General features: G+C 70.8%; 26 protein-coding genes. 15 read left to right on the top strand and 11 right to left on the bottom strand.

All coding sequences use genetic code 11. The features are described 5' to 3' along the window. Nucleotides 1-315: SDR family NAD(P)-dependent oxidoreductase (locus VME70_03475; protein HTW19257.1), on the bottom strand; the 315-nt coding region annotated here is incomplete at its 3' end. Nucleotides 316-406: 91 nt separating this feature from the next. Here VME70_03475 and VME70_03470 point away from each other — a divergent pair. Next, complete coding sequence (locus VME70_03470; GenBank protein HTW19256.1) at nucleotides 407-895, top strand: TspO/MBR family protein; 489 nt, start codon at nucleotides 407-409, stop codon at nucleotides 893-895. Nucleotides 896-901: 6 nt separating this feature from the next. Here the strand turns inward: VME70_03470 and VME70_03465 are convergent, their stop codons facing one another. Next, nucleotides 902-1699 (bottom strand): carbon-nitrogen hydrolase family protein, encoded by a 798-nt coding sequence (locus VME70_03465; protein HTW19255.1) that lies wholly within the window; start codon nucleotides 1697-1699, stop codon nucleotides 902-904. Between the two features lie 27 nt (nucleotides 1700-1726). Between VME70_03465 and VME70_03460 the strand changes: the two genes are divergently transcribed. Next, the gene (locus VME70_03460; protein ID HTW19254.1) at nucleotides 1727-2908 is read left to right on the top strand and encodes a pyridoxal phosphate-dependent aminotransferase; all 1182 of its coding nucleotides are present in this window, start codon (nucleotides 1727-1729) and stop codon (nucleotides 2906-2908) included. A gap of 10 nt (nucleotides 2909-2918) precedes the next feature. On the opposite strand, the gene VME70_03455 is transcribed toward VME70_03460, so the two are convergent. After that, the gene (locus tag VME70_03455; GenBank protein ID HTW19253.1) at nucleotides 2919-3899 is read right to left on the bottom strand and encodes a DUF2332 domain-containing protein; all 981 of its coding nucleotides are present in this window, start codon (nucleotides 3897-3899) and stop codon (nucleotides 2919-2921) included. A 70-nt stretch (nucleotides 3900-3969) separates the two neighbouring features. On the opposite strand from VME70_03455, the gene VME70_03450 reads away from it, so the two are divergent. From VME70_03450 to VME70_03425, 6 genes are all read left to right on the top strand, one after another. Continuing rightward, nucleotides 3970-4629, top strand: coding sequence for a hemerythrin domain-containing protein (locus VME70_03450; GenBank protein HTW19252.1), 660 nt, complete (start codon nucleotides 3970-3972; stop codon nucleotides 4627-4629). 77 nt (nucleotides 4630-4706) lie between these two features. After that, nucleotides 4707-6380, top strand: coding sequence for a signal peptide peptidase SppA (sppA, locus tag VME70_03445; protein ID HTW19251.1), 1674 nt, complete (start codon nucleotides 4707-4709; stop codon nucleotides 6378-6380). Next, a complete protein-coding gene (locus VME70_03440) occupies nucleotides 6377-7831 on the top strand; it encodes an NAD(P)/FAD-dependent oxidoreductase (GenBank protein ID HTW19250.1) in 1455 nt (484 codons plus the stop codon). Before sppA ends, VME70_03440 begins: the two co-directional genes overlap by 4 nt. 29 nt (nucleotides 7832-7860) lie before the next feature. Further along, a complete protein-coding gene (locus tag VME70_03435; protein ID HTW19249.1) occupies nucleotides 7861-8757 on the top strand; it encodes an alpha/beta hydrolase in 897 nt (298 codons plus the stop codon). A gap of 4 nt (nucleotides 8758-8761) precedes the next feature. Then, nucleotides 8762-9499: a peptidase E gene (locus VME70_03430; protein ID HTW19248.1), complete on the top strand. Its 738-nt coding sequence runs from the start codon at nucleotides 8762-8764 to the stop codon at nucleotides 9497-9499. Continuing rightward, on the top strand, nucleotides 9496-11574 hold the full coding sequence (locus VME70_03425) for an FUSC family protein (GenBank protein ID HTW19247.1): 2079 nt from the start codon (nucleotides 9496-9498) through the stop codon (nucleotides 11572-11574). Before VME70_03430 ends, VME70_03425 begins: the two co-directional genes overlap by 4 nt. A gap of 1 nt (nucleotide 11575) precedes the next feature. On the opposite strand, the gene VME70_03420 is transcribed toward VME70_03425, so the two are convergent. Together VME70_03420 and VME70_03415 are read right to left on the bottom strand one after the other, a co-directional pair. Then, entirely contained in the window at nucleotides 11576-12370 is a 795-nt protein-coding gene (locus VME70_03420; GenBank protein ID HTW19246.1) for a fused MFS/spermidine synthase, read from the bottom strand. Further along, entirely contained in the window at nucleotides 12367-13233 is an 867-nt protein-coding gene (locus VME70_03415) for an EamA family transporter (protein ID HTW19245.1), read from the bottom strand. The genes VME70_03420 and VME70_03415 overlap by 4 nt, the downstream gene beginning before the upstream one ends. Nucleotides 13234-13346: 113 nt before the next feature. On the opposite strand from VME70_03415, the gene VME70_03410 reads away from it, so the two are divergent. Beyond that, nucleotides 13347-13766 carry a hypothetical protein gene (locus tag VME70_03410; protein HTW19244.1) on the top strand — a complete coding sequence of 140 codons (420 nt, stop codon included), beginning with the start codon at nucleotides 13347-13349 and terminating at the stop codon, nucleotides 13764-13766. Nucleotides 13767-13770: 4 nt separating this feature from the next. Here VME70_03410 and VME70_03405 read toward each other — a convergent pair whose 3' ends face one another. The 5 genes from VME70_03405 to VME70_03385 all read right to left on the bottom strand — a co-directional run bounded on the left by VME70_03405 (nucleotide 13771) and on the right by VME70_03385 (nucleotide 18324). Further along, nucleotides 13771-14964 carry an NAD(P)/FAD-dependent oxidoreductase gene (locus VME70_03405; protein ID HTW19243.1) on the bottom strand — a complete coding sequence of 398 codons (1194 nt, stop codon included), beginning with the start codon at nucleotides 14962-14964 and terminating at the stop codon, nucleotides 13771-13773. Between the two features lie 44 nt (nucleotides 14965-15008). After that, nucleotides 15009-16052 carry a DUF4192 domain-containing protein gene (locus tag VME70_03400; GenBank protein HTW19242.1) on the bottom strand — a complete coding sequence of 348 codons (1044 nt, stop codon included), beginning with the start codon at nucleotides 16050-16052 and terminating at the stop codon, nucleotides 15009-15011. An 84-nt stretch (nucleotides 16053-16136) separates the two neighbouring features. After that, entirely contained in the window at nucleotides 16137-17003 is an 867-nt protein-coding gene (locus VME70_03395) for an aminoglycoside phosphotransferase family protein (GenBank protein ID HTW19241.1), read from the bottom strand. Beyond that, on the bottom strand, nucleotides 17000-17842 hold the full coding sequence (locus VME70_03390; GenBank protein HTW19240.1) for a fructosamine kinase family protein: 843 nt from the start codon (nucleotides 17840-17842) through the stop codon (nucleotides 17000-17002). Before VME70_03390 ends, VME70_03395 begins: the two co-directional genes overlap by 4 nt. Continuing rightward, the gene (locus tag VME70_03385) at nucleotides 17839-18324 is read right to left on the bottom strand and encodes a low molecular weight protein-tyrosine-phosphatase (protein ID HTW19239.1); all 486 of its coding nucleotides are present in this window, start codon (nucleotides 18322-18324) and stop codon (nucleotides 17839-17841) included. Before VME70_03385 ends, VME70_03390 begins: the two co-directional genes overlap by 4 nt. Nucleotides 18325-18386: 62 nt before the next feature. Here VME70_03385 and VME70_03380 point away from each other — a divergent pair, with 62 nt between their 5' ends. The 6 genes from VME70_03380 to VME70_03355 all read left to right on the top strand — a co-directional run bounded on the left by VME70_03380 (nucleotide 18387) and on the right by VME70_03355 (nucleotide 22666). After that, the gene (locus tag VME70_03380; protein ID HTW19238.1) at nucleotides 18387-19310 is read left to right on the top strand and encodes a TIGR03619 family F420-dependent LLM class oxidoreductase; all 924 of its coding nucleotides are present in this window, start codon (nucleotides 18387-18389) and stop codon (nucleotides 19308-19310) included. 17 nt (nucleotides 19311-19327) lie between these two features. Beyond that, complete coding sequence (locus tag VME70_03375; GenBank protein ID HTW19237.1) at nucleotides 19328-19675, top strand: hypothetical protein; 348 nt, start codon at nucleotides 19328-19330, stop codon at nucleotides 19673-19675. A 106-nt stretch (nucleotides 19676-19781) separates the two neighbouring features. Further along, nucleotides 19782-20237: a hypothetical protein gene (locus VME70_03370; GenBank protein ID HTW19236.1), complete on the top strand. Its 456-nt coding sequence runs from the start codon at nucleotides 19782-19784 to the stop codon at nucleotides 20235-20237. Between the two features lie 37 nt (nucleotides 20238-20274). Next, a complete protein-coding gene (locus VME70_03365) occupies nucleotides 20275-20736 on the top strand; it encodes a GNAT family N-acetyltransferase (GenBank protein HTW19235.1) in 462 nt (153 codons plus the stop codon). Nucleotides 20737-21049: 313 nt separating this feature from the next. Beyond that, the gene (locus VME70_03360) at nucleotides 21050-21655 is read left to right on the top strand and encodes a hypothetical protein (protein ID HTW19234.1); all 606 of its coding nucleotides are present in this window, start codon (nucleotides 21050-21052) and stop codon (nucleotides 21653-21655) included. 81 nt (nucleotides 21656-21736) lie between these two features. Beyond that, the gene (locus tag VME70_03355; GenBank protein ID HTW19233.1) at nucleotides 21737-22666 is read left to right on the top strand and encodes an oxidoreductase; all 930 of its coding nucleotides are present in this window, start codon (nucleotides 21737-21739) and stop codon (nucleotides 22664-22666) included. Here VME70_03355 and VME70_03350 read toward each other — a convergent pair. Continuing rightward, a complete protein-coding gene (locus VME70_03350) occupies nucleotides 22577-22909 on the bottom strand; it encodes a hypothetical protein (GenBank protein ID HTW19232.1) in 333 nt (110 codons plus the stop codon). The two genes, VME70_03355 and VME70_03350, sit on opposite strands and share 90 nt — an antisense overlap. Between the last annotated feature and the right edge of the window lie 22 nt (nucleotides 22910-22931).

Raw genomic sequence — 22931 nt, 5'->3', positions numbered from 1 at the left:
CAGGATGCCCGCGTTGTTGATGACGACGTCCACGGTGCCGAACGCGTCGAGCGCGGTCTGCACGATCGCGGCGCCCCCGTCCGGACTCGACACCGAGTCGTGGTTGGGCACCGCCTCGCCCCCGGCGGCCGTGATCTCGTCGACGACCCGCTGCGCGGCGGAGTCACTTCCACCCTCGCCGTGGACCGAGCCGCCGAGGTCGTTCACGACCACCCGGGCGCCTCTGCGGGCGAGCTCGAGCGCGTAGGTGCGGCCGAGGCCGCCACCGGCGCCGGTGACGATCGCGACCCGGCCGTCGAAGGAGATCTCGGACACGTTGGCACTCCTGATGTTCGTGTGGTCTGTAGAACGAGATTCTGCCGGTTGCCGGTTGGGCGGTCTCCGGGTGGGTGGCAGACTCGCAACCATGCCCTCGAGCCCGACCACGCGCGCGCTCGGGTTGACCGGCTCGCTCGGCGGGGTCGCGACCGCAGCCGGCAGCGGCGCGCTGATCATCGGGCTGGGCGAGGGCTGGTACCGCGACCTCGATCGGCCCCGCTGGGCGATGCCCGCGGCTGCATTCGCACCGGCCTGGTCGGTAGTGGCGGCCAGCCAGGCGGTCGGCGCCTGGCTGCTCTGGCGGGCCGAGGACCGCCGGGACGCGGTCGACATCCCGGCGCTTTCGTCGTACGCCGTCCAGCTGTGGCTCAGCCTCGCCTGGATGCTGCTGTTCTTCGGCCTTCGCCGCCCCGCGCTCGCGATGATCGAGATCTGCGTCCTGTGGGTCGCGATCGCGATCACGATCGCGGAGTTCGGTCGGCGTCACCCGCTCGCGGCCGCGCTCGTGCTCCCGTCGTTGGCGGCGATCAGCTACGTCGCTGCGCTGAACGCCTCGATCTGGCGCCGCAACCGCTGACCGGCGCTACGCCGGCACCACGCGCCAGCGCCGGTGTTCCAGCGACGGCATGCGCTCGCGGCACTCGGCGAGCCGCTCGACCGAAACCTCGGCGACGGCGACTCCCGGTTCGCCTTCCAGCGACGCGAGAACCACCCCGAACGGATCGATGATGCAGCTCTCGCCGGTGTAGGTCGGCGGGTTGGCCACCGAAGCCGCGAGGTAGCAGACGTTCTCGATCGCACGGGCGGTCGCGAGCGTGCGGAACTGCTGCGCCTTGAGCGGGCCGGCCACCCACGCCGCCGGAGTCACCAGCACCGTGACCCCGTCGTCGGCGAGCGCACGACTCAGCTCGGGAAACCGGATGTCGTAACAGGTGAGCACGCCGACGCGCAGGTCGCCGCAGTCGAAGACCAGCCGCTCCGACGCAGCGCCGCCGGCGAGCCGGTCGGACTCACGCCAGCCGAGCGCGTCGAACAGGTGTTGCTTGCGGTAGCGCCCGATCAGTCGGCCGTCGGGGCCGATCGCGACCACTGTGTTGTAGGCATGCCCCGCGTCGCCTTCCACCGACTCGAACATCCCCGCCACGATGGTGACCTCGCGCCTGGCCGCGACCTCGGACAGCCCGGTGACGAACGGACCGTCGAGCGGCTCGGCGACCTGCGCGAGCGAGAGCTCGACCGGCAGGAAGTCGTGCATTGCGCCCTCGGGCCCGACCACCAGCCCGGCGCCGCGGTCGGCGGCGGTCTCGACGAGACGGCGCAACGTTTCGAGATTGGCCGGCTTGTCCCCACCGAGGGCGTACTGAGCGACCGCGATCTCCATGTCCCCATCCAACTACGCTCAACGTTCATGCGCCTCGTCGAACGGATGCAGAGCTTCGGTACGACGATCTTCGCCGAGATGAGCGCGCTCGCCCTAATGACCGGATCGGTCAACCTCGGCCAGGGTTTCCCGGACACCGACGGTCCGCGCGAGATGCTCGACCGAGCTGCGGCCGGGCTCCACGACGGTCTCAACCAGTATCCGCCGGGCCCGGGGATGGCGGTGCTGCGATCGGCGATCTCGGCGCATCAGCAGCAGTACTACGACCTCGCCTTCGACCCCGACACGGAGATCCTCGTCACCGTGGGAGCGACCGAGGCGATGGCCGCGTCCGTGCTCGCGCTGTGCGAGCCCGGCGACGAGGTCATCGTCTTCGAGCCCTACTACGACTGCTACGCCGCGGTCGTCGCGCTGGCCGGCGGCGTGCGAGTGCCGGTCCCGCTTCGACCGGCCGAGACCGGCGGGCGATTCACCTTCGATCCCGACCAGCTGCGTGCCGCGGTCACGCCACGCACCCGCCTGCTGCTGCTCAACTCGCCGCACAACCCGACCGGCACCGTGCTCACTCGCGACGAGCTCGCGATGGTCGCCGACGTGTGCCGGGAGCACGACCTGGTAGCGATCTCCGACGAGGTCTACGAACACCTGACGTACGACGACAACGTCCACATCCCGCTCGCCACCATCCCGGGCATGCGCGAGCGAACGGTGACCATCTCGAGCGCCGGCAAGACCTTCAACGTGACCGGCTGGAAGATCGGCTGGCTGTGCGCGACGCCCGAGCTGGTTCGTGCCGTCAACACGGTCAAGCAGTTCATGACTTTCACTCACAGCGCGCCGATGCAGGTCGCTGTCGCGTACGCACTCTCGGAGCAGGCGGACTGGGTCGCGGGGCTGCGCGACAGCCTCCAGTCGCGGCGCGACCGGTTGGCCGCCGGGCTCGAGGCGGTGGGCCTCACGGTGAGTCGCCCGCAGGGGACCTACTTCATCCAGGCGGACGTCCGAGCCCTGGGCCTCCATGACGGCGAGGTGTTCGCGCGCGGGCTCCCCCATGATGCCGGCGTGGTCGCGATCCCGACCGGCGTGTTCTGCGACACCCCAGGCGTCGGTACGCCGTTCGTGCGCTTCGCGTTCTGCAAGCGGGACACGGTGCTCGACGAAGCGGTGGCGCGGCTCACGACGTACGCCGAGAAGCGCCGCGCGGGGTAGTCCCGGCTGCCTACGGCACGAGCCAGTCGATCCACCGGCCATGGAAGTCGGCGCGCGCGACCTGAACGCGCTGGCCGTCCGGCCAGATCCTGACGTTCATCCCGTAACAGGTCTCGTCGCCGTTGTCGGCGCGACCGGTCGTGACGAACGCGACCTGCTGAGTCTCGCCCGCTTGCTCGAGACACTCGCGGACGGCGCGTCGCCGTTCCTCGGGCAGATAGCTGAGTGCCGCGGTCTCCCACACGACGGTGAGGCCGTCGTGCCGACGCCGCGCGAGCAGGTCCGGCAGGAGTGTGACGAGGTCGCCGACGATGATCGGTGGAGGGTTGTCCCGGGTGGTCGCGATCGCGCGGTCGAGCTGTTCGAACCGCCAGGCCTGGTCCGGCCAGACGAATGACTTGAGCAGGGTCGCACCGTCCGGATCGGTGACGTCGATCGGCGAGATCTCGATGCCGGTCCGGTCGCGCACCGTGATCGGCGTCGACAGCAGCGCCGCGGGCACGATCCCGCGCTCCTCGCCCTCCAGCGCCAGCCTCGCGTCGGGAGCGCCCCACTCGCCCTCGGCGTACCGATACCGGTAGTCCGGCCAGCCGAGGTTCAGCCCGGCACTCGAACCGAGCTCGATGACATCGAGCACGCTGGCAGCGGTGCGCCGCGCGACCTCCAGGAAGCACGGCAACAACATCCAGCAACGCTGCACCTCGTTGGTCTGGACGCTGCGGGTCGCGACGAACTCGCGCAGAAAGCCGTAATGCGTGCCGATCGCGTCGACCGCGCCATCCCAGCCGATGTCTCCGCGAAGCACCAGGAAGTGCAGCCCGCTGAGCAAGCGAAGCGGCGCGTCCCAGCGCGGCGGTGTCTCGAAGAGGGCACCGACCCGTGGGTCGTCGGCGAGCCGCCGGCACAGCTCGGCGTACTGGGGTGAACGGCCCTCGGCCTGCCCGGCCTGGAAGGTGAACAACGCGGATATGTCGATCTGCTCATCCGGCACGGCCGTTCACGGTAGCGTCCCGCGACGTAGCGACCCTGACCAGGCGCAACGAAGAGATCGGAGCCAGCACATGACGACCGCCGAACAGCCGCAGATCGACACCACTGACATGGTCAACCTGCACCGCGTCTTCCGGAACGCGTTCACGGAGTCGGTCGGCTGGCTGCACGACGCAGCCGCTGCGGATGCCGGGCGCGTCGACGACGTCGGAAGCTACTTCGACAACGTCCTTCGCCTGCTCCACGTGCACCACGAGGGCGAGGACGAGCTCATGACGCCGCGGCTCGTGGAGAGGGGCGACGTCGACGAGGTGGCCGAGGTCAGGCGGGTGGCCGGTCAACACCCGGACGCCCAGGACGCGATCGAGCGGGCCGAGCAGGCCGTGGCGCAATGGCGAGCCGACCCCACCGACGAGACGAGCGCCACGGCTGCCTCGGCGCTCACCGCTCTCGGCACAACCCTCGGCGAGCACCTCGATGACGAGGAACGGAGCGTGCTGCCGATCGCGGCGCGCTACCTCAGCCAGCCGGAGTGGGCCGAGCTGCCCCGGCACGGGATGCAGCACTTCGACGGCGACAAGATCTGGCTGGTGCTGGGCTTGATCCAGGAGCAGATGACGCCTGAGCAGATCGCGCACATGCAGGCAGTCATGCCTCCTCCGGTTGCCGACTGGTGGGCCAACGAGGGCCGACCGCAGTTCGAGACCTTCGTGACCGGGCTACGCGGCTAGCGCCCGTGAAACGGGTTCCGCGCTCGGCGGAACTTGCGGCCGGTTGCGGGCACTTGCCGCCCTCGTAAGGTGGGCGGATGGTGAACCTGTCGCGTCAGAGCCCCCCGATCCTGCTCGAGATCGACCTCACCTCGGCGCCGATCGACGCCGAGCCGGACGACCCGATCGCGAAGCTGCGCAGCCGCGGCAAGCCGCGGCTGAAGGCGGTGCTCCGCACGCTGCACGAAGCAGGTGACGACGACAGAGTCGTCGGGCTGGTGGCGAAGCTCGGCACGTCGGTGTTCCCGCTCGCGATCGCCCAGGAGCTCCGCGACGGGGTGCGCGCGTTCGCCAAAAGCGGGAAGCCGGCGGTCGCCTGGGCGGAGACCTTCGGTGAGTTCAGCACCGGCACGATTCCCTACTACCTCGCCACCGGCTTCGACGAGATCTGGATGCAGCACTCGGGCGAACTCGATCTCATCGGTCTGTCGGCCGAGGTCAACTTCCTGCGCGGCACTCTCGACAAGATCGGCGTCGAGCCGCAGCTGGACAAGCGCTACGAGTACAAGAACGCCGCCGACCGCATCATGCGCAAGGACTTCACTCCTGAGCACCGCGAAGCAATCGACCGGCTGACCGAGTCGGCCTGGGACGGCATCTGCGCGCAGATCGCGCAGGCTCGCGGCATGAGCGTCGAGGAGCTGCGCGCAATCGTCGACGCCGCTCCACTCACGATCAACCAGGCGGTCGAGCGCAAGCTGATCGACCAGCGCGGCTACCGCGATGAGGTGTACGCCGACGTCCGCCGCCGCCTCGGTGGCGACGTCCGCCTGCTCTTCGCGCATCGCTGGTCACCAAGGAAGCCGTTGCCCGAACGCGCCGCCGCCCTGTTGCCCGGGCGCGACCGCGGCGTGCTCGCGTTGATCGAAGGGCACGGCGCGATCGTCACCGGCCGCAACCGGAACTCACCAGTGGACGGAAGGATGATGGGCTGCGACAGCGTGACCTCGGCCTTCCGCGCGGCGCGCAAGGATGACAAGGTCCGCGGAGTGGTGTTCCGGGTCGACTCGCCGGGCGGTTCGTACGTCGCCTCCGACACGATCTGGCGCGAGGTGGGCCTCACCTCGACGGCGGGTAAGCCGGTCGTGGTCTCCATGGGTGCGGTCGCGGGGTCCGGCGGTTACTACGTCTCAATCCCTGCCGACGTCATCGTCGCGCAGCCCGGCACCCTCACCGGGTCGATCGGAGTCTTCGGTGGCAAGGCCGTGATCGAAGGACTTCTCGACAAGGTCGGACTGCACACCGGCGCGGTCTCCCGGGGCGCGCGGGCCCGGCTGTTCTCGAACCGCGTCGGCTTCACCGATGACGAGCGGGCGCGGCTCGCCGAGTGGCTCGACGAGGTCTACTCCGACTTCACCGGCAAGGTCGCCGAGAGCCGCGGCATGAGCCGGGAAGCCGTTCACGAGGTGGCCAGAGGACGGGTGTGGACCGGCGCCGACGCCTCGAACAACGGGCTGGTCGACGTGCTCGGCGGGATGCGCGAGGCAACGGCGATCGCGCGCGAGCGGGCGGGACTCGCTGCGGATGCGCCGCTTCGCCCTGCGATCAAGGTTCCACCGCAGCGGCGGCTGCGGGCACCGCGGTCCAGCGACGACCCGCGCGCCGCTTCGATGTCGATGACCAGCGGCTGGGGTGAGTTCGCGTCGATCGCGAACTGGCTCGGCCTCCCGAGTGGAGGACCGCTCATGATGCCCGGCGTCCGGCTCCGATGACTGAGTCCAGCGCCGACACCTATGACGTGATCGTCATCGGTGGCGGGCCGCCAGGTGAGAACGCCGCTGACTATGCGCACAAGGGCGGGCTGTCGGCGGTCCTCGTGGAAAGCGAGCTCCTCGGCGGCGAATGCTCGTTCTGGGCCTGCATGCCGAGCAAGGCCCTGCTGCGGCCGGTCGAGCTGCTGCATGCCGCACACGCCGTTCCCGGCGTACCGATCGGCGACCGGCTCGACACCGACAAGGTGTTCGCGCGTCGCGACGAGTTCAACCACCATCGCGATGACTCGAGCCAGGTCGAGTGGGCGACCAACGCAGGGCTCGACGTCGTGCGCGGTCACGGCCGGCTGGCCGGCGAGCGCGTCGTGGAGGTCGAGTCGGCGGACGGATCGAAGCGAACCTTGACGGCGCGACATGCCGTCGTCCTCGTCACCGGCACCACAGCCGCGGTTCCGCCCGTTCCGGGGCTGCGGGAAGCACAGCCGTGGATCTCCCGTGACGCGACCAACCTGGTCGAGGTGCCGGGACGGATCGTGGTCATCGGCGGTGGTGTCGTCGGCTGCGAAGCGAGCACCTGGCTGCGCGCGCTCGGCGCCGAGGTCACCCTGCTCGTCCGCGAAGACCGGCTGCTGATCCGGACCGAGCCGTTCGCCGGCAACCTCGTCGCGGATGCCATGCGCGAGTCGGGCATCGATGTGCGCCTCGGCGTCAACATCGAGGAAGTGCGCCGCGGCGCGGTCACCAACGTGGCCATCGGGAAGATCCGCGGTGCGGAGGTCACGGTCGTCGCGGACGGCGAGGAGCATGTCGCGGACGAGGTGCTGGCAGCGGTGGGCCGGGTGCCGCGCAGCGACGACGTCGGCCTGCCGTCGGTCGGGTTGAGCCCCGGCGGTTACATCGAGACCGATGACACGATGACCGTGCGCGGCGTCGACGGCGACTGGCTGTATGCCGTCGGGGACGTGAACGGCCGCGCTTTGCTCACCCACATGGGCAAGTACCAGGCCAGGGTGTGCGGTGACGTGATCGCCGCCCGCGCTGCCGGCAAGCCGCTCGACGGGCTGCGTTACCGCGCCAGCAGCGACCACGGCGTGATCCCTCAGGTGACGTTCACCGACCCTCAGGTCGCCTGCGTCGGCCTGACCGAGGCGGAGGCACGAGCGGCCGGGGCCAACGTGCGCTGCGTCGAGTACGACCTCGGCAACCTGGCCGGCACCTCGCTGCTCCAGGACGGCTACACCGGCCGGGCGAAGCTCGTCGTCGACGCCGACGCCGAGACCCTGCTCGGTGCAACCTTCGTCGGGCCCGAGATCGGAGAGGTCGTGCACTCGGCGACCGTCGCGATCGTCGGCAAGGTGCCGATCGAGGTGCTCTGGCACGCGGTCCCGTCGTACCCGACCGCTTCCGAGATCTGGCTGCGGTTGCTGGAAACCTGGCGCGCCGGATCCTGAGCCTTGGTTCAGCCTCGTACGATCGCGACGTGACCGAGAACCTCGCGACCATCACGGTGCCCGACGGGCGGACGCTCGGCTACGCCGAGTGGGGTGATCCCGACGGCACCGCGGTGTTCAACCTGCACGGCACTCCGGGCTGCCGACTCAACCGGCACCCCGACGACGCGAAGCTGAGAGCAACCGGCGCCCGGATCGTCACCTACGACCGGCCCGGCTACGGCGCATCCGACCGGGACCGAGGCCGCGTGGTCAACGACTGCGTCGCCGACGTCGCCGCGCTCGCCGATGCGCTGGGCTTCGATCGCTTTGCGGTGGTCGGCGGCTCGGGCGGCGGCCCGCACAGCCTTGCGGTCGCGGCCGGGCTCCCCGAGCGGGTCACCCGAGCGGTGTGCGTGGTGGGAATCGCGCCGTACGACGTCCTCGGCGAGGCGTGGCTCGACGGGATGGATCCCGCGAACGTGAAGGAGTTCGGCTGGGCGCTCGAGGGCGAGAGCCGGGTCGCCGCCGAGCTCGAGCAGGCAGCCCGCGAGATGCTCGAACGGGTCGCGGACGATCCGGCGAACCTGCTGGCGGAGTTCGACCTGCCGGAGGCCGACCGGGCGATCCTCGCCCGGTCAGACATGGCCGCCGTGATCCGCGAGTCGGTGACCGAGTGCGTGCGCAACGGGATCTGGGGCTGGGCGGACGACGACCTGGCGTTCACGCGACCCTGGGGTTTCGACCCGTCGACGATCTCCGTGCCGACCGCGATCTGGTGGGGCGCGGAGGACGTGCTCGTCCCACCTGCGCACGGCGAGTGGCTCGCTGACAACGTTCCGGGTGCGATCACCCGGGTGAGCACCGGCGGGCACATGGCCGACCCGGACACCGAGCTGGAGAAGCTCTACGGCTGGTTGGTCGGCGGCACCATGTGGGCAGACTGACCGAATGCCAGCCGAGCAGCCGCAGATCCTCGCAACGTCCGGCGGCTGGACGGGCTCGCCCGCCGGTCGCTTCCGCCCGCAACGCGGAGCGCTGGTCAACCACCTGCTCCGCCTGACCGGAAAGAGCCTGCCGAAGGTGTGCTTCCTCGCCACTGCCGGCGGCGACAACGACGAGGAGATCGCCGGTTACTACAACGCCTTCGCCGGCGCCGAGGATGCCGTGGTCAGCCACCTCGAGCTGTTCCTGATGCCTAACGTTCCGGACCCGGCCGCGCACCTGCTCGCACAGGACGCGATCTGGGTCGGCGGCGGCTCGGTCGCGAACCTGCTCGCGATCTGGCGCACGCACGGTCTCGACGCCGCCTTCCGGGCGGCCTGGGAGCGCGGCATCGTCCTCGGCGGGGTGTCCGCGGGCTCGTTGTGCTGGCACGTCGGTGGAACCACCGACTCCTTCGGTCGCGACCTGCGGCCCGCGCCGGCCGGTCTCGGCCTGCTGCCGTACTCCAACGGCGTGCACTACGACGGGGAAGAGCAGCGCCGCCCGCTGATGCACAAGCTGGTGGGCGAGGGCACGCTGCCCGACGGCTACGCCACCGACAACGGCGTCGGCCTGCACTACATCGGTACGACGCTGCACGAGGTCGTCAGCGAGATCGAGGGCGCGAACGGCTACCGGATCGAGCGCGTCGCCCCGGGCGAGGTCCGCGAGACGGTGCTCGAGCCGAGGCTGCTGACCGGGTGAGCCCGGGCGGCGGCCTTCGGGCCGCTGTGCAGAGCGCGGTCGCCGTCGATCGATCGGGGTTCGCGCCGATCATCGCGATTCGCGCTGCAGCGGGTGTCGTCGTACCGTTCGCGATCGGCGTCGGCTCGGGGCATCCGGCTGAGGGAGCGATCGCCGCGGCGGGCGCGCTGCCGGCCGGCGTCGCCGCCTTCGGCGAGGGCTTCAGGTCGCGCGCGACCACGATGCTCGTCACGGGGACGGGCATGGCCCTGAGCACGTTCGTCGGCGGCCTGGTGGCCGGTCACCTCGCGGCAACCCTGATTGCGCTCGCGGGCTGGGGCTTCGCGGCCGGCATTTCGGTGGTGCTCGGTCGCGAAGCGAGCATCGTCGGCACCCAGGCGGTCATCGGCCTGGTGGTCTTCGGTCGTTTCCCGTCAACCCTGGCTCAGTCCGCGGTCCATGCCGGCTGGGTGCTGGCCGGCGCCGCACTGCAGGCGCTGCTCGCACTCGTCATCCGCCCGCCGGAGCGGTTCGTTTCGGAACGCCGCACCCTGGCCGAGGCTTACTCGGACCTTGCCGCGGTTGCCCGCGACCCCGGGCGCACTGCCGCGACCACGATCAGCGAAATGGCGATGGCCCCCACCCTGCTGAGCCGCCGTACGCCGAGCGAGGACGTCGAGCTGTTGCGTGGCCTGTCCGACGAGGCCAACCGGATCCGGCTCGAGCTGCAGTCCCTCGCGACCTTCCCCGAGGTCGAGCTCGGCCGATCGGTCCGGGCCGCCGCGGCGGACTGGCTCGACCGCAGCGCGACCGCGATCCGGCAGGGCGGGCGCGCCGGTCCGGAAGACCCCACGCTCGCCGACTGCGTCGATGCACTTCGGGACCGCCGGGAGCAGGCGAGCCCAGGGCGAGCAGGAACGCCGGAGCGCTACATCGCCGCGCGCGCGTCCGCGCTGCTCGGGCAGCTGCGCGCCGTCGACCGGTTGGTGGATGCGCTCACCGGCGTCCGGCGGCTGGCCCTGCCCCGCATCGTCGGCGCACCGGCCGTCCTGATGCTGCCGCACCGCGCGGCGGACTCCGCCCGCCGCGTCGCCGCGACCGTGCGCGACCCGCATTCCTCGGCGTTCCGTCACGCCGTACGGCTGGCGGTCGTCCTGCCGGTCGCCGAGGCGCTCAGTCATGTCTTGCCCTGGCAGCGCGGCTACTGGGTGACCCTCACGGCACTCGTCGTCCTGAAGCCGGACTACGGCGCGACCGTGCAGCGGGGTTTCGCCCGCGTCGGCGGCACCGGGCTCGGCGCCGTCCTTGCCGGCCTGCTGGTCGTGGCGATTCATCCTTCCGGCGCTGCGCTCTCCGTCGCGCTCGCCGTGGTGACGTGGGGGGCGTACGCAACCTTTGCCGCGTCCTATGCGCTGTACTCGTTCGCGGTCACGGCAATCGTCGTGTTGTTGCTCACCGCGGTCGGCGGAAACCAGCTCTCGACGGTTGCGGATCGCGGTCTCGACACCCTCGTCGGCGGCACGCTCGCCCTGGTCGCCTACGCAGTCTGGCCGACCTGGGAGCGCGCGACGCTGGAGTCCGCCACCGACGGCCTCGTGCGAGCGCTGGCAGACTACGCCGATGTGCTGCTTGCGGCCTATGAGGATCCGGATGCCGTCGACCGTTCGACCGTCGCTGCAGCAGCGCTGGCGGCGCGGCGCGCTCGAATCGCCGCGCAGGCATCGCTCAGCCGAGCGGTCGCCGAGCCGCCACGCGCGGGCGCGGACACCGACCGCGCCGGCGGTGTCCTCGCGGCCTGCCGCCGGATCGTGATCGCGCTGCATGCGTTGCGCGCGACTCTCGACGACACGTCGGAACACGTCGCAATCCCGGAGGTCGCACCGATCCGCGACGCAGTCGTGTCGTCCTTGCGCGGCCTCGCGCAACACGATGGGAGCGCACTCGGCGAGCTGCGCGAGCGTCAGCAGGAGCTGGACGCGGCAGCGAACGTCGACCCGACGAGCTTGCGTGCACGTCGACAGGCTCTGCTCGCGGCGCACCTCGACCCGTTGGTCGACAGCGTCGACACGCTGGCGCACGTCATGACGGCGGCCTGACTCAACCGAGTCGCCGGCCGGTCGACTCTCCCGATCGCGGCAGCTGCTGGCCGTCGCGCACGGACCTGGTCGTCCCGATGAACTCCGTGAGGTCCGTATCGGCAAGCACACGGAAGCGCACCGAGTTGGCAGCGCCGCGCCTGCGCAGCTCGGCACTGGGTAAGGCACGGTCGGCGCCGGCAAGAACGATGTTGCCCGACCGCCGACCTCGAAGCACTCCAGGCTCGGCCAGCATCACGACGTCGCTGAAGATCTCACGCATGGTCGCCGCGACGACCTTGGCCAGGGCGAACGGCACCGCGTCCGAGAGGTTGCAGACGTAGAGCCCACCCGGACGCAGTGCCCGGTGTGCCGATCTCAACGCCTCGCCGGTGAACATCCCAGTCACGGTCTCAGGGCCTTCGTAGACGTCGGAGACGACGAGATCGAAGCGCGATGGCCGGGTCCGGGACAGCGCGACGGCCGCATCGTCGAGCTTCACCGTCGTGCCGGCAATCCGTCCGAGCGACGCTGCGAGCCGGGCGATTTCGGCGGAGTGCTCGATGACCCGCTGGCGCGAACCCGGGTGACGCACGACGAGCCAGCGCGGCACCGTGCACAGTCCCCCACCCAGATGTAACGCGACGATCGGTGCACTTCCCGGCAGCGCGACTTCGAGCAGGTGGCCGATCATCTGCACGTACTCGAACTCCAGGTGGAGCGGATCCTCGGTGTCGACGAACGACTGCTCCGAGCGATCCACCAGCAACCACCAGCCGGAGTCGCGGGTCGCGTCGCGGATCAGCTCGACCTTCATCCGAGCACCTCCGCTGCCGGCTCGGCGATCTCGCTCTTCGCGGTTGCGCCCACCGACGCGATCACGACGGCGACGATGCTCGCCCATTCCTGCCAGTGCAGCCGCTGGCTCAGGAACACCAGGCCGGAAAGGGCGGCCATCGCCGGCTCGAGCGACATCAGTACGCCGAAGACCGCTGCCCGCAGCCGGCGCAGCGCCGCCAGCTCGAGCGAGTAGGGCACCGCCGAGGACAGCACGCCGATACCGACCCCTTTCGCGATCACCCCACCGCGCAGAAGATGACGGCCGCCCGAGGCGACGCCGTAAGGAATCATCGCGATCATCCCCACGCCGAGCGCGATCGCTAGCCCGGAAAGACCCGGGAAGGCTCGACCTACGCGCTGCGCGAGCAGGATGTAGGCGGCCCAGCACACTCCCGCCGCGGCCGCGAAGATCAACCCGACGATGTCGAGGTGGCCGGGCACCCCGGCGAGCATCGCGACCCCGAGCGCCGCGAGCGCGGCCCACACGAAGTCGAGCGGCCGGCGCGAGCCGGCGATGGCGACGCCGAGCGGCCCGAGGAACTCGACCGTGACACCGACGCCGAGCGGGACACGGTCGATCGCGAGGTAGAACATGCAGTTCATCACGGCGAGAACCAGTCCGAAGGCCACCACGAGCCCGATGTCCTGGCGCGGGTGACCGCCTAACGCGGGCCGGGTGAACCCGAGCAGGAGCAGGGCGGATACGACCAGGCGCAACAGCACGGATCCGCCGACGCCGACCTCGGGGAACAGCTTCGTCGCGATCGCGGCTCCGCTCTGCACGCTCGCGATGGCACCGACGACGAGGACCGGGGCCGGCACGAGGTCGGAGCGATCCACGCGTGAAGCCTCGCATCCGGCTGCGGTTGTCCACGACACGGCGGGTCGCGCGGCGCATCCACAGCGGGTCCGGGAATCGGTCGGACCGGCCGATCCCGGCGCAGGCTCGACCCATGCCGACCAGCGCCGCGCTCCTCGACCCGATCCTCGCGGCCGTCATTGCCCATCCGGCCGGCTGGTCGGAAGGCGCCCTTCGCGCGGTGTTCCTCGATCGGCGCAGCCGGGTGTTGCTGACCGTCGGCTTCGACGAGGGCACTCGTGCGGTCGACGAGCTCTACCTGCGCCATGTCGTGGCCACGGTCAGCGATCTGTCAGTCGCGACCGTGGTGTTCGCGGTGCTGCGCGCGGACGGGCGTCCGATCCGCATCGACCGCCTGCTCTGGCGCGAGCTTTCCATGCGGCTCGCCGGCCAGCCGACCCATCCGCTCGACCTCATCGTGGTCGGTCGCGAGCAGCACTGGTCGATGGCTCAGAGCACACCGTTGACCTCGGTCGTGGCGCGGTGGCCCGATCGCACGGCGCCGTCCGGGTAGCCGGTCATTGACGAACGGGTTGTTTCCCCAACGTGATCCGCGGCACAGAGACGCGCAGCGCATCCATCACCCCTGCGTGCCGGCTGCGCAGAACTGCACGGGCGATCCGCCGGGCGTCGATACCGGACTCCCTGAACGCACCGCTGACCGGGTTGGTGAAGCCGGTGAAGTACAGGTTCGGCGCGGCGGGATCGGCTCGCCCGCCCACCCTGCGCGGGCGACCCCGGTCATCGAGAATGCCGAGCTCGCCGACCAGCGGTTCGAGTCCCCGCCGGTAGCCGGTCGCCGCGATCACGGCGTCCACGGTGATCCGTTGCCCGTCAGCGAGCAGCACGTCCTCGCCGTCGAACCCGACCACTGCCGGCATGATCGAGGTGCGGCCTGCCTTCAGCGCAGCGAGAAATCCGATGTCCACCAGGGGAATCGAGTCGTCGCGCTTGACCCGCAGGTACAAGCCCTCGGTCGGGGTCTCCAGCCCGTACTCGCTGAGGTCGCCGACCGTGATCCTGCGCAGCTGCCGGGCGATCCGGTCGAACACCGGCACCGGCAGGTGCCGGAAGAGAATGCCGAGGATCGGGTTGGCAATTCCGTTCTGCTGGCGAAAGACGATGTGCGGCGGCGTACGCACCGCCACCCGCACCTGCGCGGCTCCGCTTTCGATCAGGTCGAGGGCGATCTCCGCCCCGGTGTTGCCGATGCCCACCACGAGCACGTCCTTGCCGACGTACGGCGTTGCGTTGCGATAGTCGCGGGCGTGCAGCAGCTCACCCTTATAGGTGTCGGCACCCGGCCATTCCGGCATCGCCGCGATGTGGTTGTGTCCGGTCGCAACCACGACGTAGGTCGCGTCGAGGTCGCCCTCGTTGGTGTGGAGCGCCCACCGCTCGCCGTTGCGGTCGATCCGGTCGACCTCGGTGCCCAGATGGACCTCCAGGTTGTGGTGGGCGGCGTAGGCCTCGAGGTAGCGCACCACGTCGTCGCGTGCGACCCATTTTCCGTACCGGCGCGGGATCCGCATCCCGGGAAGGCCCGAAAGCCAGCGCACGGTGTGCAGGTGCAACCGGTCGTAGTGACCGCGCCAGGCCGCGCCCACGCCGTCCGCCCGGTCGACGACGACCGTCTCGACCCCGCCGCGCTGCAGCATCGCCGCAGCGGCCAGCCCGGCTGGACCGGCACCGACGACAACGGCCTCCGGCATGGTTCGGCGCTCCCGGACTCGGCGAATGCGGTGCGATGTGCCGCCTAGCCTGCCGTATCGCGGTGCCGCAGGTCACCAGCGGCTGCCCGAATCACCTCCTCGACCATGCTGGGCGGCACCTGCCGGGACAGCGCGTCGGAGATCAGCCCGGCCAGCGAGTAGTCCGGATCGGTGTGCAGCGCGCGGTCGAGCGCAACGCCCGCCGTGACGCCACTGCCGTCGGCGTAAGCGAGCATGCCGAACATCGTGCAGACCGCGGCGTCGTACGGCGGCGGCACCCGGCGCACGGCCGCATGCAATACCGGCATCAGCCGCTCGCGCCGCCCGGCATCCGGACCGAGCGCCAGCACCTCGTCGCGCACGACGACGTCAGTGCACAGCGCGGCGAGCTGCGCGAGGTCAGGATCTGACGGCAACTCGCGAGGGTCGTCGCACTGCTCCATGAGCCGTAGTGCGAGGTGGCGGACCCGCGTCCGTCGGCATGCCCGGTCGAGGTCGGAGACCTCTGCGATCGCGGCCGCGATCCGGGCCTCGGCAGCGAGCACCTCTTCCGCGCTGAGCTCGAGCCCGACACTGCTGACCAGGCTCTCGCGGTCGGGAAGGACGGTCCGCCCGTTGAGCGCGTACGCGGCTGCCACCGACATCGCACCCGACGTACCGAGGTCGATGACCAAGCCGTCCACTCCGCCGCAGCAGGGCTCGGGGCAGGAGTAGGACCACCATCGCCGCCCGTCGGTGATCACCGCCTCATGCAGCCGGACCGTCAGCCCGGCGCGAATCTCGTCGACCAGCGCGGCGTGTGCCGGTCGCCCGTCGTCACCCTTGGTCTCCGGGCTGAACACCGCGATGAACACGCCGTCGGCTTCGGCGATCTCCACCCGTTGGCAGATCTCGCCCGCGATCAGCGCGGCGTACTCCGGGTTCGGCAGGTCGAAACGCAGCACCAAACCGGCCCGGGACCGGGCACCGTGCAGGCACACCGCGACGACGCTGTCCGCCGGGACGAAGCCGAGCATGTGCGGCACCGTCGCGAGCAGGTCGGCGGGCGAGCGAAGGCGGAGCTTGGCAGGAGCAAACGGCTTGGGCATCGCCGAACCTTGCCGGACCGGGACCGGTCAGCGCGCGCCCGGAAGCCGATCTGTGGGCATCCGACGACTGTCCACAGCCCTGACTCACGGAGCGAGCGCTCGTACCACCTCGAACCAGCTCGGCTCGTCGACCGCCTCGATCGCGCAGCGCGCGAACAGCCACTCGCGAACGCGCGGTGCATCCAGCTCGGCGAGGCCGGCCATCCGCTCGGCCGCGCCGCGCGGATCCTGCGCGAGCCGCGTGTTCAGCAGGTGCTGCAGAACGTCGTAGCAGGGATCTCCAACGTACGGCTTCGGGTCGATCGCGAGCCACGGCTCACGCTGCGCGGCGAGGACGTTGTCGGAATGAAGGTCGGTGAACAGCACGACCTGCTCGGTCGCCGTTTGCGGCAACGTCCGAAAAAGCGCGATCCCGGTGCGGATCAGTTCGCGATCCGGCAGCACCGACGTGATGAGGCGCCGTCCGGCGGCGTCGGCCCACTCCGCGCACATGACCGCGAGTGGCCGGAACGGATGCGCGGCCGGCGGCCGGCGGCGAAGGCGGAGCAACAACCCGGCGATGACGTCGTCGCACTTCGCAGGGTCGGCCGCATGGCTCAGGGCAGCCCCAGGCAGGCATCGTTCCAGCAACAGGACCTGGACGGAGTCGGCAGCGATGTCATCGAGCAGCCGCACGACACCCTCACCCGCCCACAGCGCCAGCCCGGCCGACTCATGCTCACTCTCCGGATGTGGCCAGCCGACCTTGACCACGACGTCTGCACCGTCAGGCGTACGTGCCGGGGCTACCCAGGCGCACTCGCCCCCCGGCTCGTACGGCGCCGCGATCTCGAGGCCCCAATGGTCGGCGGCCTGCTTCACAACGCCCGGCAAGGCGGCCAGCCAGTCGTCGCGCTCGTCGTCCTCCGCCGCGGCACGAAGCAATGGTGGGATCCGCAGCGCGGCACTCATGCGGCGCCGGCCAGCGCGGAGCGCGCTGCCTTGCCCGCGCGGGCGCCGTAGCCGCCGCCGAACAGGGAGGCGTGGATCAGCAGCGGATGAACCTGGTGAAGCGCTACCCGGCCCGCCCACCCGGTGTCGCGCGCGTAGACCTCGTCGTACCCGGCGAAGATCTCCTCGAGGTACGGCGCACCGAACAGCATGAGCATGGCGAGGTCGGTCTCGCGGTTGCCGAAGTGCGCCGCGGCGGCATCGACCAGCCACACCGACTCGTCGGCCGACCACACCAGGTTGCCGGCCCACAAGTCGCCGTGCAGGCACGCGGGGCGCACCCGCGGCCCGGCGAGCGCCCCGAGCCGATCAACGACGTCGCTCACTGCGGCTGCGTCGTCGGGCACGATCGCGTGCCGCTCCACCGCGAGCCGCAGCGCCGGACGCAGGCGCCGCTCGCCGTGAAAAGCCGCCCAGTCATCGGTCGGTGAGTTGTCGAGCGGGACGGTTGCCACGAAGCCGTCGACGTCGACACCGAAGGTCTCGCCGCCCGCGCGGTGCATGCGTGCGAGCGCGCGGCCGAACTCGGCGGCGCGGCCGGCGTCGGCCGGGCCGGGCTCGATCCACTCCAGCACCAGACCGTCGACGCCCGCCGCGACCACTTCGGGAATCCGCGGACCACCGTCCACGCGAAGCCGGTCCAGCCCGGCCGCCTCGGCCTCGAAGAACCCCTCCGGGGCGTCCGCGAGCGTCTTCGCGAAGACGCGCACGCCGGAGGTCGTCCGGGCATCGAAGGCGCGGCAGATGTCACCGCCGCCGATCGGCGTCGCCCCGGCGAGATCGATTCCGGCAACCCTCATTCGATCCGGTCGCGGCGGGATTCCAGCAAGCCCTTGCAGCTCGCCTCGACCATCGCGAAGACCTGCTCGAACCCGGCACTGCCCTCGTAGTACGGATCCGGTACGTCGAGGTCGTCCGGCCCGGCGGCGGGGTCGAAGGAGCGCAGCAGCACGACGGCATCCTTGGCGTCGGCGGGCGCGGCGCGCCGCAGTGCCCGCAGGTTCTCGTGGTCCATGGCGACCACAAGGTCGACCGCCTCGAACCATTCCGGGTCGAACTGCCGCGCCACGTGATCGGTGCCGTCGTACCCGTGCCGGCGCAACGTGGCGAGCGCCCGCTCGTCGGCGCCGTCCCCCGCATGCCAGCCGCCGGTGCCGGCGCTCTCGACCAACACGCGATCGGACCATCCGGCGGCGGCCAGCAGCTCACGCATCACCGTCGCCGCCATCGGCGAGCGGCAGATGTTGCCCATGCAGACGAAACAGATCCGGTAGGGGGCCACACCGACCAGTCTCCCCCGTGGGCGGTGTGCCGAGACCGGTAGTGGGGCGGTTTGATGGGGCGATGCAGATCGGCTTCGGCGCTCCCGTCTCCGGGTCGTGGGCGACCCCGGCGAACCAGATCGAGATCGCGCAGCGAGCAGAGACGCTCGGCTACCACTCGTTGTGGACGTTCTCCAGGCTGCTGTTTCCCGAAGCACCCGAGGCCCGGCAGCTCACGTCGCCGTACCGCAGCGTGCACGACCCGCTCATCGTCGCGGGCTTCCTCGCCGGTGTGACGAGCACGATCCGCCTCGGCCTCGCGGTCGTGAACCTGCCCTTCTACGCGCCGCTGGTCCTCGCCAAGGCGTTGACGAGCATCGATGTCGTGTCGGCGGGCCGGTTGGATGCCGGACTGGGGTTGGGCTGGGAGCCGGAGGAGTTCACCGCCGCCGGCGTGTCGATCGAGCGACGTGGCGCGCGGGCGGAGGAGTACGTCGCCTGCCTGCGGGCGATCTGGACCGAGGAGCCGGTGGAGTTCGCCGGCGAGTTCTACACCGTGCCGCGCGGGTTCGTGGCGCCGAAGCCGGTGCAGCGACCGCACCCGCCGGTGCTGCTGGGCGGCACCGCCGAGCCGGCCCTGCGCCGGGCCGGGCGGCTTGCCGACGGCTGGATCTCGGCCAGCCGGTTCCCGAGTGAACAGGTGCCGGCGGCGGTTGCGACCATCCGTGCCGCTGCCGAGGACGCCGGCCGCGACCCCGACGCGATCAAGATCATCATCCGCGCCTCGATGCGGGTGCGCGACGTCGATCGGCCCGATGACCCGGCGATGACCGGTACGCCGGAGAAGATCCGCGCGGATCTCGACGACTACGCGGCCGCCGGTGTCTCCGAGGTGTTTCTCGATCTGAACTTCGACGAGGAGATCGGCTCGCCGGACGCGGATCCGATCCGCTCGATGCAACACGCGCATCGCGTGCTCGAGACGTTTGCGCCGGTCCCGGCCTGACCGACGTACGGTGGGGTGTGCCCAGCGAACGCCCACCTCGGCTCCGACCGATCTCGCCGGGAACGATCGCCGACAACGTGAAGGCCCCGGAAGGCGTCACCGACTCGGAATTGGTCGCCCGGCTCTACGAGGCGCTCGGCACGCTTCCGCCGGCCGAACGAGCCGCGGCCGTCGTGGCGATCGGGCTGGGCGAAGGACCCGTGGGAGCGGCGATGGAGCTCGGGGTCGACCCCGAGGACGCGGACCTCATCACCCGCAACGCGCTGCAGCTGCTGCGCGGCGCGCTGGCGGACCTCGACCTGGATGAGCCGGCCTTCTTCGGCCGGCTCGAACGCCGGCGGGGCAGCGCCACACCGCCGGCCTGATCCCACCGGCTGGGGCGTCTGCAACACTTACGACAACACTTAGCCGGATAGTGCGGATGCATCTGTTCTGCGCGATTGGCTTCGGTATGTCCGCTCCGCGGCCGACATGTTCATCGTGGGATTTCTCGGCCGGCGCTCGCTGCTCCCCCTCGCGGGCGCTCTCGCCCTCGCCGTCGGCGGCGTGAGCGCTGCGTTGGCCGCGCCGACCCACGGTCTGCCCGGCGGGTTGCGCGAGGCTTTCGGGGGGGCCTCGCGGCCGCCGGCCGGCACCTGCGTGCTTCCGGTGCGAGCGTTCGCGCCCGGACGTCCGGCGGCTGCGGATCGGGCCGCGGCGGGCTCGACCGACCAGGCCGGCAACCTGGTCGTCGCGGTTCCCCGCGCGGTCTTCATCCGCCCACGCGGTCAGTGGCTGTGGATCACGACGAACACCGGTGCGCGACCCGCCGCGGATGACCAGTTCTGGCTGATCGACGACGGCCACGCCTCGCCGGCGAGCGCCGCGCTCCGCCGGTACGCCGAAACCTGCTGTGCGAACACCGGCCGGCGACCGCGCCAGCGCTAGCTTTCCCTCCGCCCCGGCCGCGTGACAGGTTGGCGTCGTGGAGGGCATCGACATCGTGGCGGCGACTGCTGCGGATGCGGGTCGGGTGAGCGATCTCGTCCGGACGGCATACGAACCGTATGTCGCGCGGATCGGCCGCGAGCCGGCGCCGATGACCGCCGACTACGAGGCACTGGCCGAAGCCGGTGAGGTATGGCTCGCGACCCGGGACGGCGAGCTGGTCGGTGTCGTCGTCCTGCAGGACGCGGGCGACCATCTCCTTCTCGACAACGTCGCCGTCCGGCCGGCCGCGCAGCATGGCGGAGTGGGTGCCTGCCTGCTGCGCTTCGCCGACGCCGAGGCGGCCCGGCTGGGACGCGCGGAGATCCGGCTGTACACGAACGAGCTCATGACCGAGAACCTCGACTACTACCCGCGACACGGGTACGTCGAGACCCATCGGGGCGAGGACGCCGGTTTCCGCCGGGTGTACTTCCGCAAGACCGTGGCCGGCTCCTGACCGCTACGCCGCGCCGGCCCGGGTTCGGCCCGGGTTCGGTCCGAGTGCGGTCCGGACACACGAAAACCCCGGACGCTTCACGTCCGGGGCCTCGCGCGCCGACCCGCCAGGTCTGCCTCTCGGCACAGATTCGCTCAAAGCGACAAAGGTTGGGACCGGGGGCCATGGATCGAGCCGGCGAACGTCTCTCGACGTTCTGCGGTTCAACGTAGCGCACCGCCGGGACATTCCATCCGCCGTCCGCACCACCGCGGAATCTGCCGGATGGCCCGTCAAGCCGCCGGCGCGGAGTCCTCGCGGTTATGGTGCGCGCATGAGTTCGCGGTCGTCAGGTGAGCCACCGACGGTCCCGGACTATCTGTTCCTCGCCTTTCTGCGCGACGGTCGCTTCCGATGTGTAGCCGCGGCCCTCGCGGTCTTGCATGCCTCGGGACACCTCGACGCGGGCGGACAGGGCACCGTACGACGCCCCGAGGATGCGGCAACCGCGCCACCCGACGGGTTGGAGCGGGTGATCTGGCAGGCCGTCCACGGCCACGTCGCACCCGGCGCCCTGGCTGCTCGAGGGCCGGTGGACACAGCCCTGACCACGGTTCGACACCAACTCGTCCACGACGGTGCGCTGCGAAGACTCGTGCCCACGAGATCGTGGCTCCCCGCAAGGACGCACCGGGGACGCAAGCGGATCACGCTGGCGATGCAGGCCTGTCCCTGGCCGCTCGTCCCCCCGGAACAAGGGACGCGGGTGGAAGACCGGATCGGGTTGCCAGTAGCGCTCTACGGCAACTACGCCCTGCGAGAGCTGCTTCCTGCATTCGCTCGCGAGTCAGGGCTTCTCGACCGGTCGTCGTCCGACACTGGTCCCGGCGAGACGTACTCGGCGCCGGATCGGTCGAGCGGCTACTCCGGCGGCGCTTAGAGCGGGCGCGTCGGCGAGTGCCGGCTGCGGTTACGCTCAGCACGCGCAACGGGGCGCGAGCGAGGCGAGGGGTCGACGCGGATGGCCCGATGGACGGCAGCCGACATCCCCGACCAGTCGGGGCGAGTGGCCGTTGTGACCGGCGCGAACAGCGGGCTCGGCTACGTGACCGCTCGCGAGCTCGCCCGCAAGGGAGCCCGCGTCGTGCTCGCCTGCCGCGACGAGGTCCGCGGCCGGGAGGCCGTGGCGCGGGTCATCGCGCAGGTGCCGTCCGCCGATGTCGAGCTGCGCCTGCTCGACCTCGCCAGCCTCGACGACATCCGATGCTTCGCGGACGGGATCCACGCGGCGTACCCGTCCCTCGACCTCCTGATCAACAACGCCGGCGTGATGGCGATCCCCCGCCGCGAGACGGCGGACGGCTTCGAGCTGCAGTTCGGCACGAACCACCTCGGCCACTTCGCCCTGACCGGCCTCCTGCTGGCCCAGCTGATCAACACCCCGGACGCCCGGGTAGTCACCGTGAGCAGCACCGCCCACCGGCCCGGCAAGATCGACTTCGACGACCTGATGCACGAACGCAGCTACCACCGATGGCGGGTCTACTCCGACACCAAGCTGGCGAACCTGCTGTTCGCCTTCGAGCTCCAGCGGCGGCTGGCTGCGATCGATGCCCGGCTGATCAGTGTCGCTGCGCATCCCGGCACCGCGGCCACGAACCTGGTCCGGCCGGGCGCCGCGGGCAACCCGCTCAAGACAGCCGTCATGACGGTCGGGATCCGGATCGTCGGCCAGTCCGACGCGAAGGGTGCACTGCCTCAGCTGTACGCCGCGACTGCCCCGGAGGTGCGCGGCGGGGAGTTCTTCGGGCCGAACGGGCCGGGCGAGAACCGCGGCTACCCGAAGCGGGTCGACTCGAGCTCAGCGTCGAAACAGGCCGCGACCGCGGCGCGACTGTGGAGCACTTCCGAAGATCTCACGGGTGTCCGATACGACGCGTTGCGGGGCTGACGAGTTCGACGGGGGCGTCGCCGGCGCAGTGGCCGGCTTCGCCGTACGGTGAGCCGGCCAGTCCGGCTTGTCGACCGGGGCCGCGACCGTGTTCTCCTCGGGGTCGCGGATCTGCCGTCTGCGGTCGCGATGGCGCAGGGCCTCGTAGCGCGACGTCACCGATCCGGCCACCATGCCGAAGCTCTTCAGCACGTGCAGCCGGCGCAGCTCCGAGTCCTCCTCGGGGCCGAGTTCGTTGCCCATGTGGTGATTCTCGGCAGGTCCG

It is taken from the genome of Mycobacteriales bacterium, from assembly GCA_035504215.1.
Taxonomy (GTDB): domain Bacteria; phylum Actinomycetota; class Actinomycetes; order JAFAQI01; family JAFAQI01; genus DATAUK01.
The sequence above is the reverse complement of the archived record's forward strand: the minus strand, read 5'-3'. Positions and strand labels throughout refer to the sequence as shown.

Coding starts and splice junctions, on each gene's coding strand:
- VME70_03470 (HTW19256.1), top strand. CDS start 407: ATGCCCTCGAGCCCGACCACGCGCGCGCTCGGGTTGACCGGCTCGCTC.
- VME70_03465 (HTW19255.1), bottom strand. CDS start 1,699: ATGGAGATCGCGGTCGCTCAGTACGCCCTCGGTGGGGACAAGCCGGCC.
- VME70_03460 (HTW19254.1), top strand. CDS start 1,727: ATGCGCCTCGTCGAACGGATGCAGAGCTTCGGTACGACGATCTTCGCC.
- VME70_03450 (HTW19252.1), top strand. CDS start 3,970: ATGACGACCGCCGAACAGCCGCAGATCGACACCACTGACATGGTCAAC.
- sppA (HTW19251.1), top strand. CDS start 4,707: ATGGTGAACCTGTCGCGTCAGAGCCCCCCGATCCTGCTCGAGATCGAC.
- VME70_03440 (HTW19250.1), top strand. CDS start 6,377: ATGACTGAGTCCAGCGCCGACACCTATGACGTGATCGTCATCGGTGGC.
- VME70_03430 (HTW19248.1), top strand. CDS start 8,762: ATGCCAGCCGAGCAGCCGCAGATCCTCGCAACGTCCGGCGGCTGGACG.
- VME70_03420 (HTW19246.1), bottom strand. CDS start 12,370: ATGAAGGTCGAGCTGATCCGCGACGCGACCCGCGACTCCGGCTGGTGG.
- VME70_03410 (HTW19244.1), top strand. CDS start 13,347: ATGCCGACCAGCGCCGCGCTCCTCGACCCGATCCTCGCGGCCGTCATT.
- VME70_03405 (HTW19243.1), bottom strand. CDS start 14,964: ATGCCGGAGGCCGTTGTCGTCGGTGCCGGTCCAGCCGGGCTGGCCGCT.
- VME70_03400 (HTW19242.1), bottom strand. CDS start 16,052: ATGCCCAAGCCGTTTGCTCCTGCCAAGCTCCGCCTTCGCTCGCCCGCC.
- VME70_03395 (HTW19241.1), bottom strand. CDS start 17,003: ATGAGTGCCGCGCTGCGGATCCCACCATTGCTTCGTGCCGCGGCGGAG.
- VME70_03390 (HTW19240.1), bottom strand. CDS start 17,842: ATGAGGGTTGCCGGAATCGATCTCGCCGGGGCGACGCCGATCGGCGGC.
- VME70_03380 (HTW19238.1), top strand. CDS start 18,387: ATGCAGATCGGCTTCGGCGCTCCCGTCTCCGGGTCGTGGGCGACCCCG.
- VME70_03370 (HTW19236.1), top strand. CDS start 19,782: ATGTTCATCGTGGGATTTCTCGGCCGGCGCTCGCTGCTCCCCCTCGCG.
- VME70_03360 (HTW19234.1), top strand. CDS start 21,050: ATGAGTTCGCGGTCGTCAGGTGAGCCACCGACGGTCCCGGACTATCTG.
- VME70_03355 (HTW19233.1), top strand. CDS start 21,737: ATGGCCCGATGGACGGCAGCCGACATCCCCGACCAGTCGGGGCGAGTG.
- VME70_03350 (HTW19232.1), bottom strand. CDS start 22,909: ATGGGCAACGAACTCGGCCCCGAGGAGGACTCGGAGCTGCGCCGGCTG.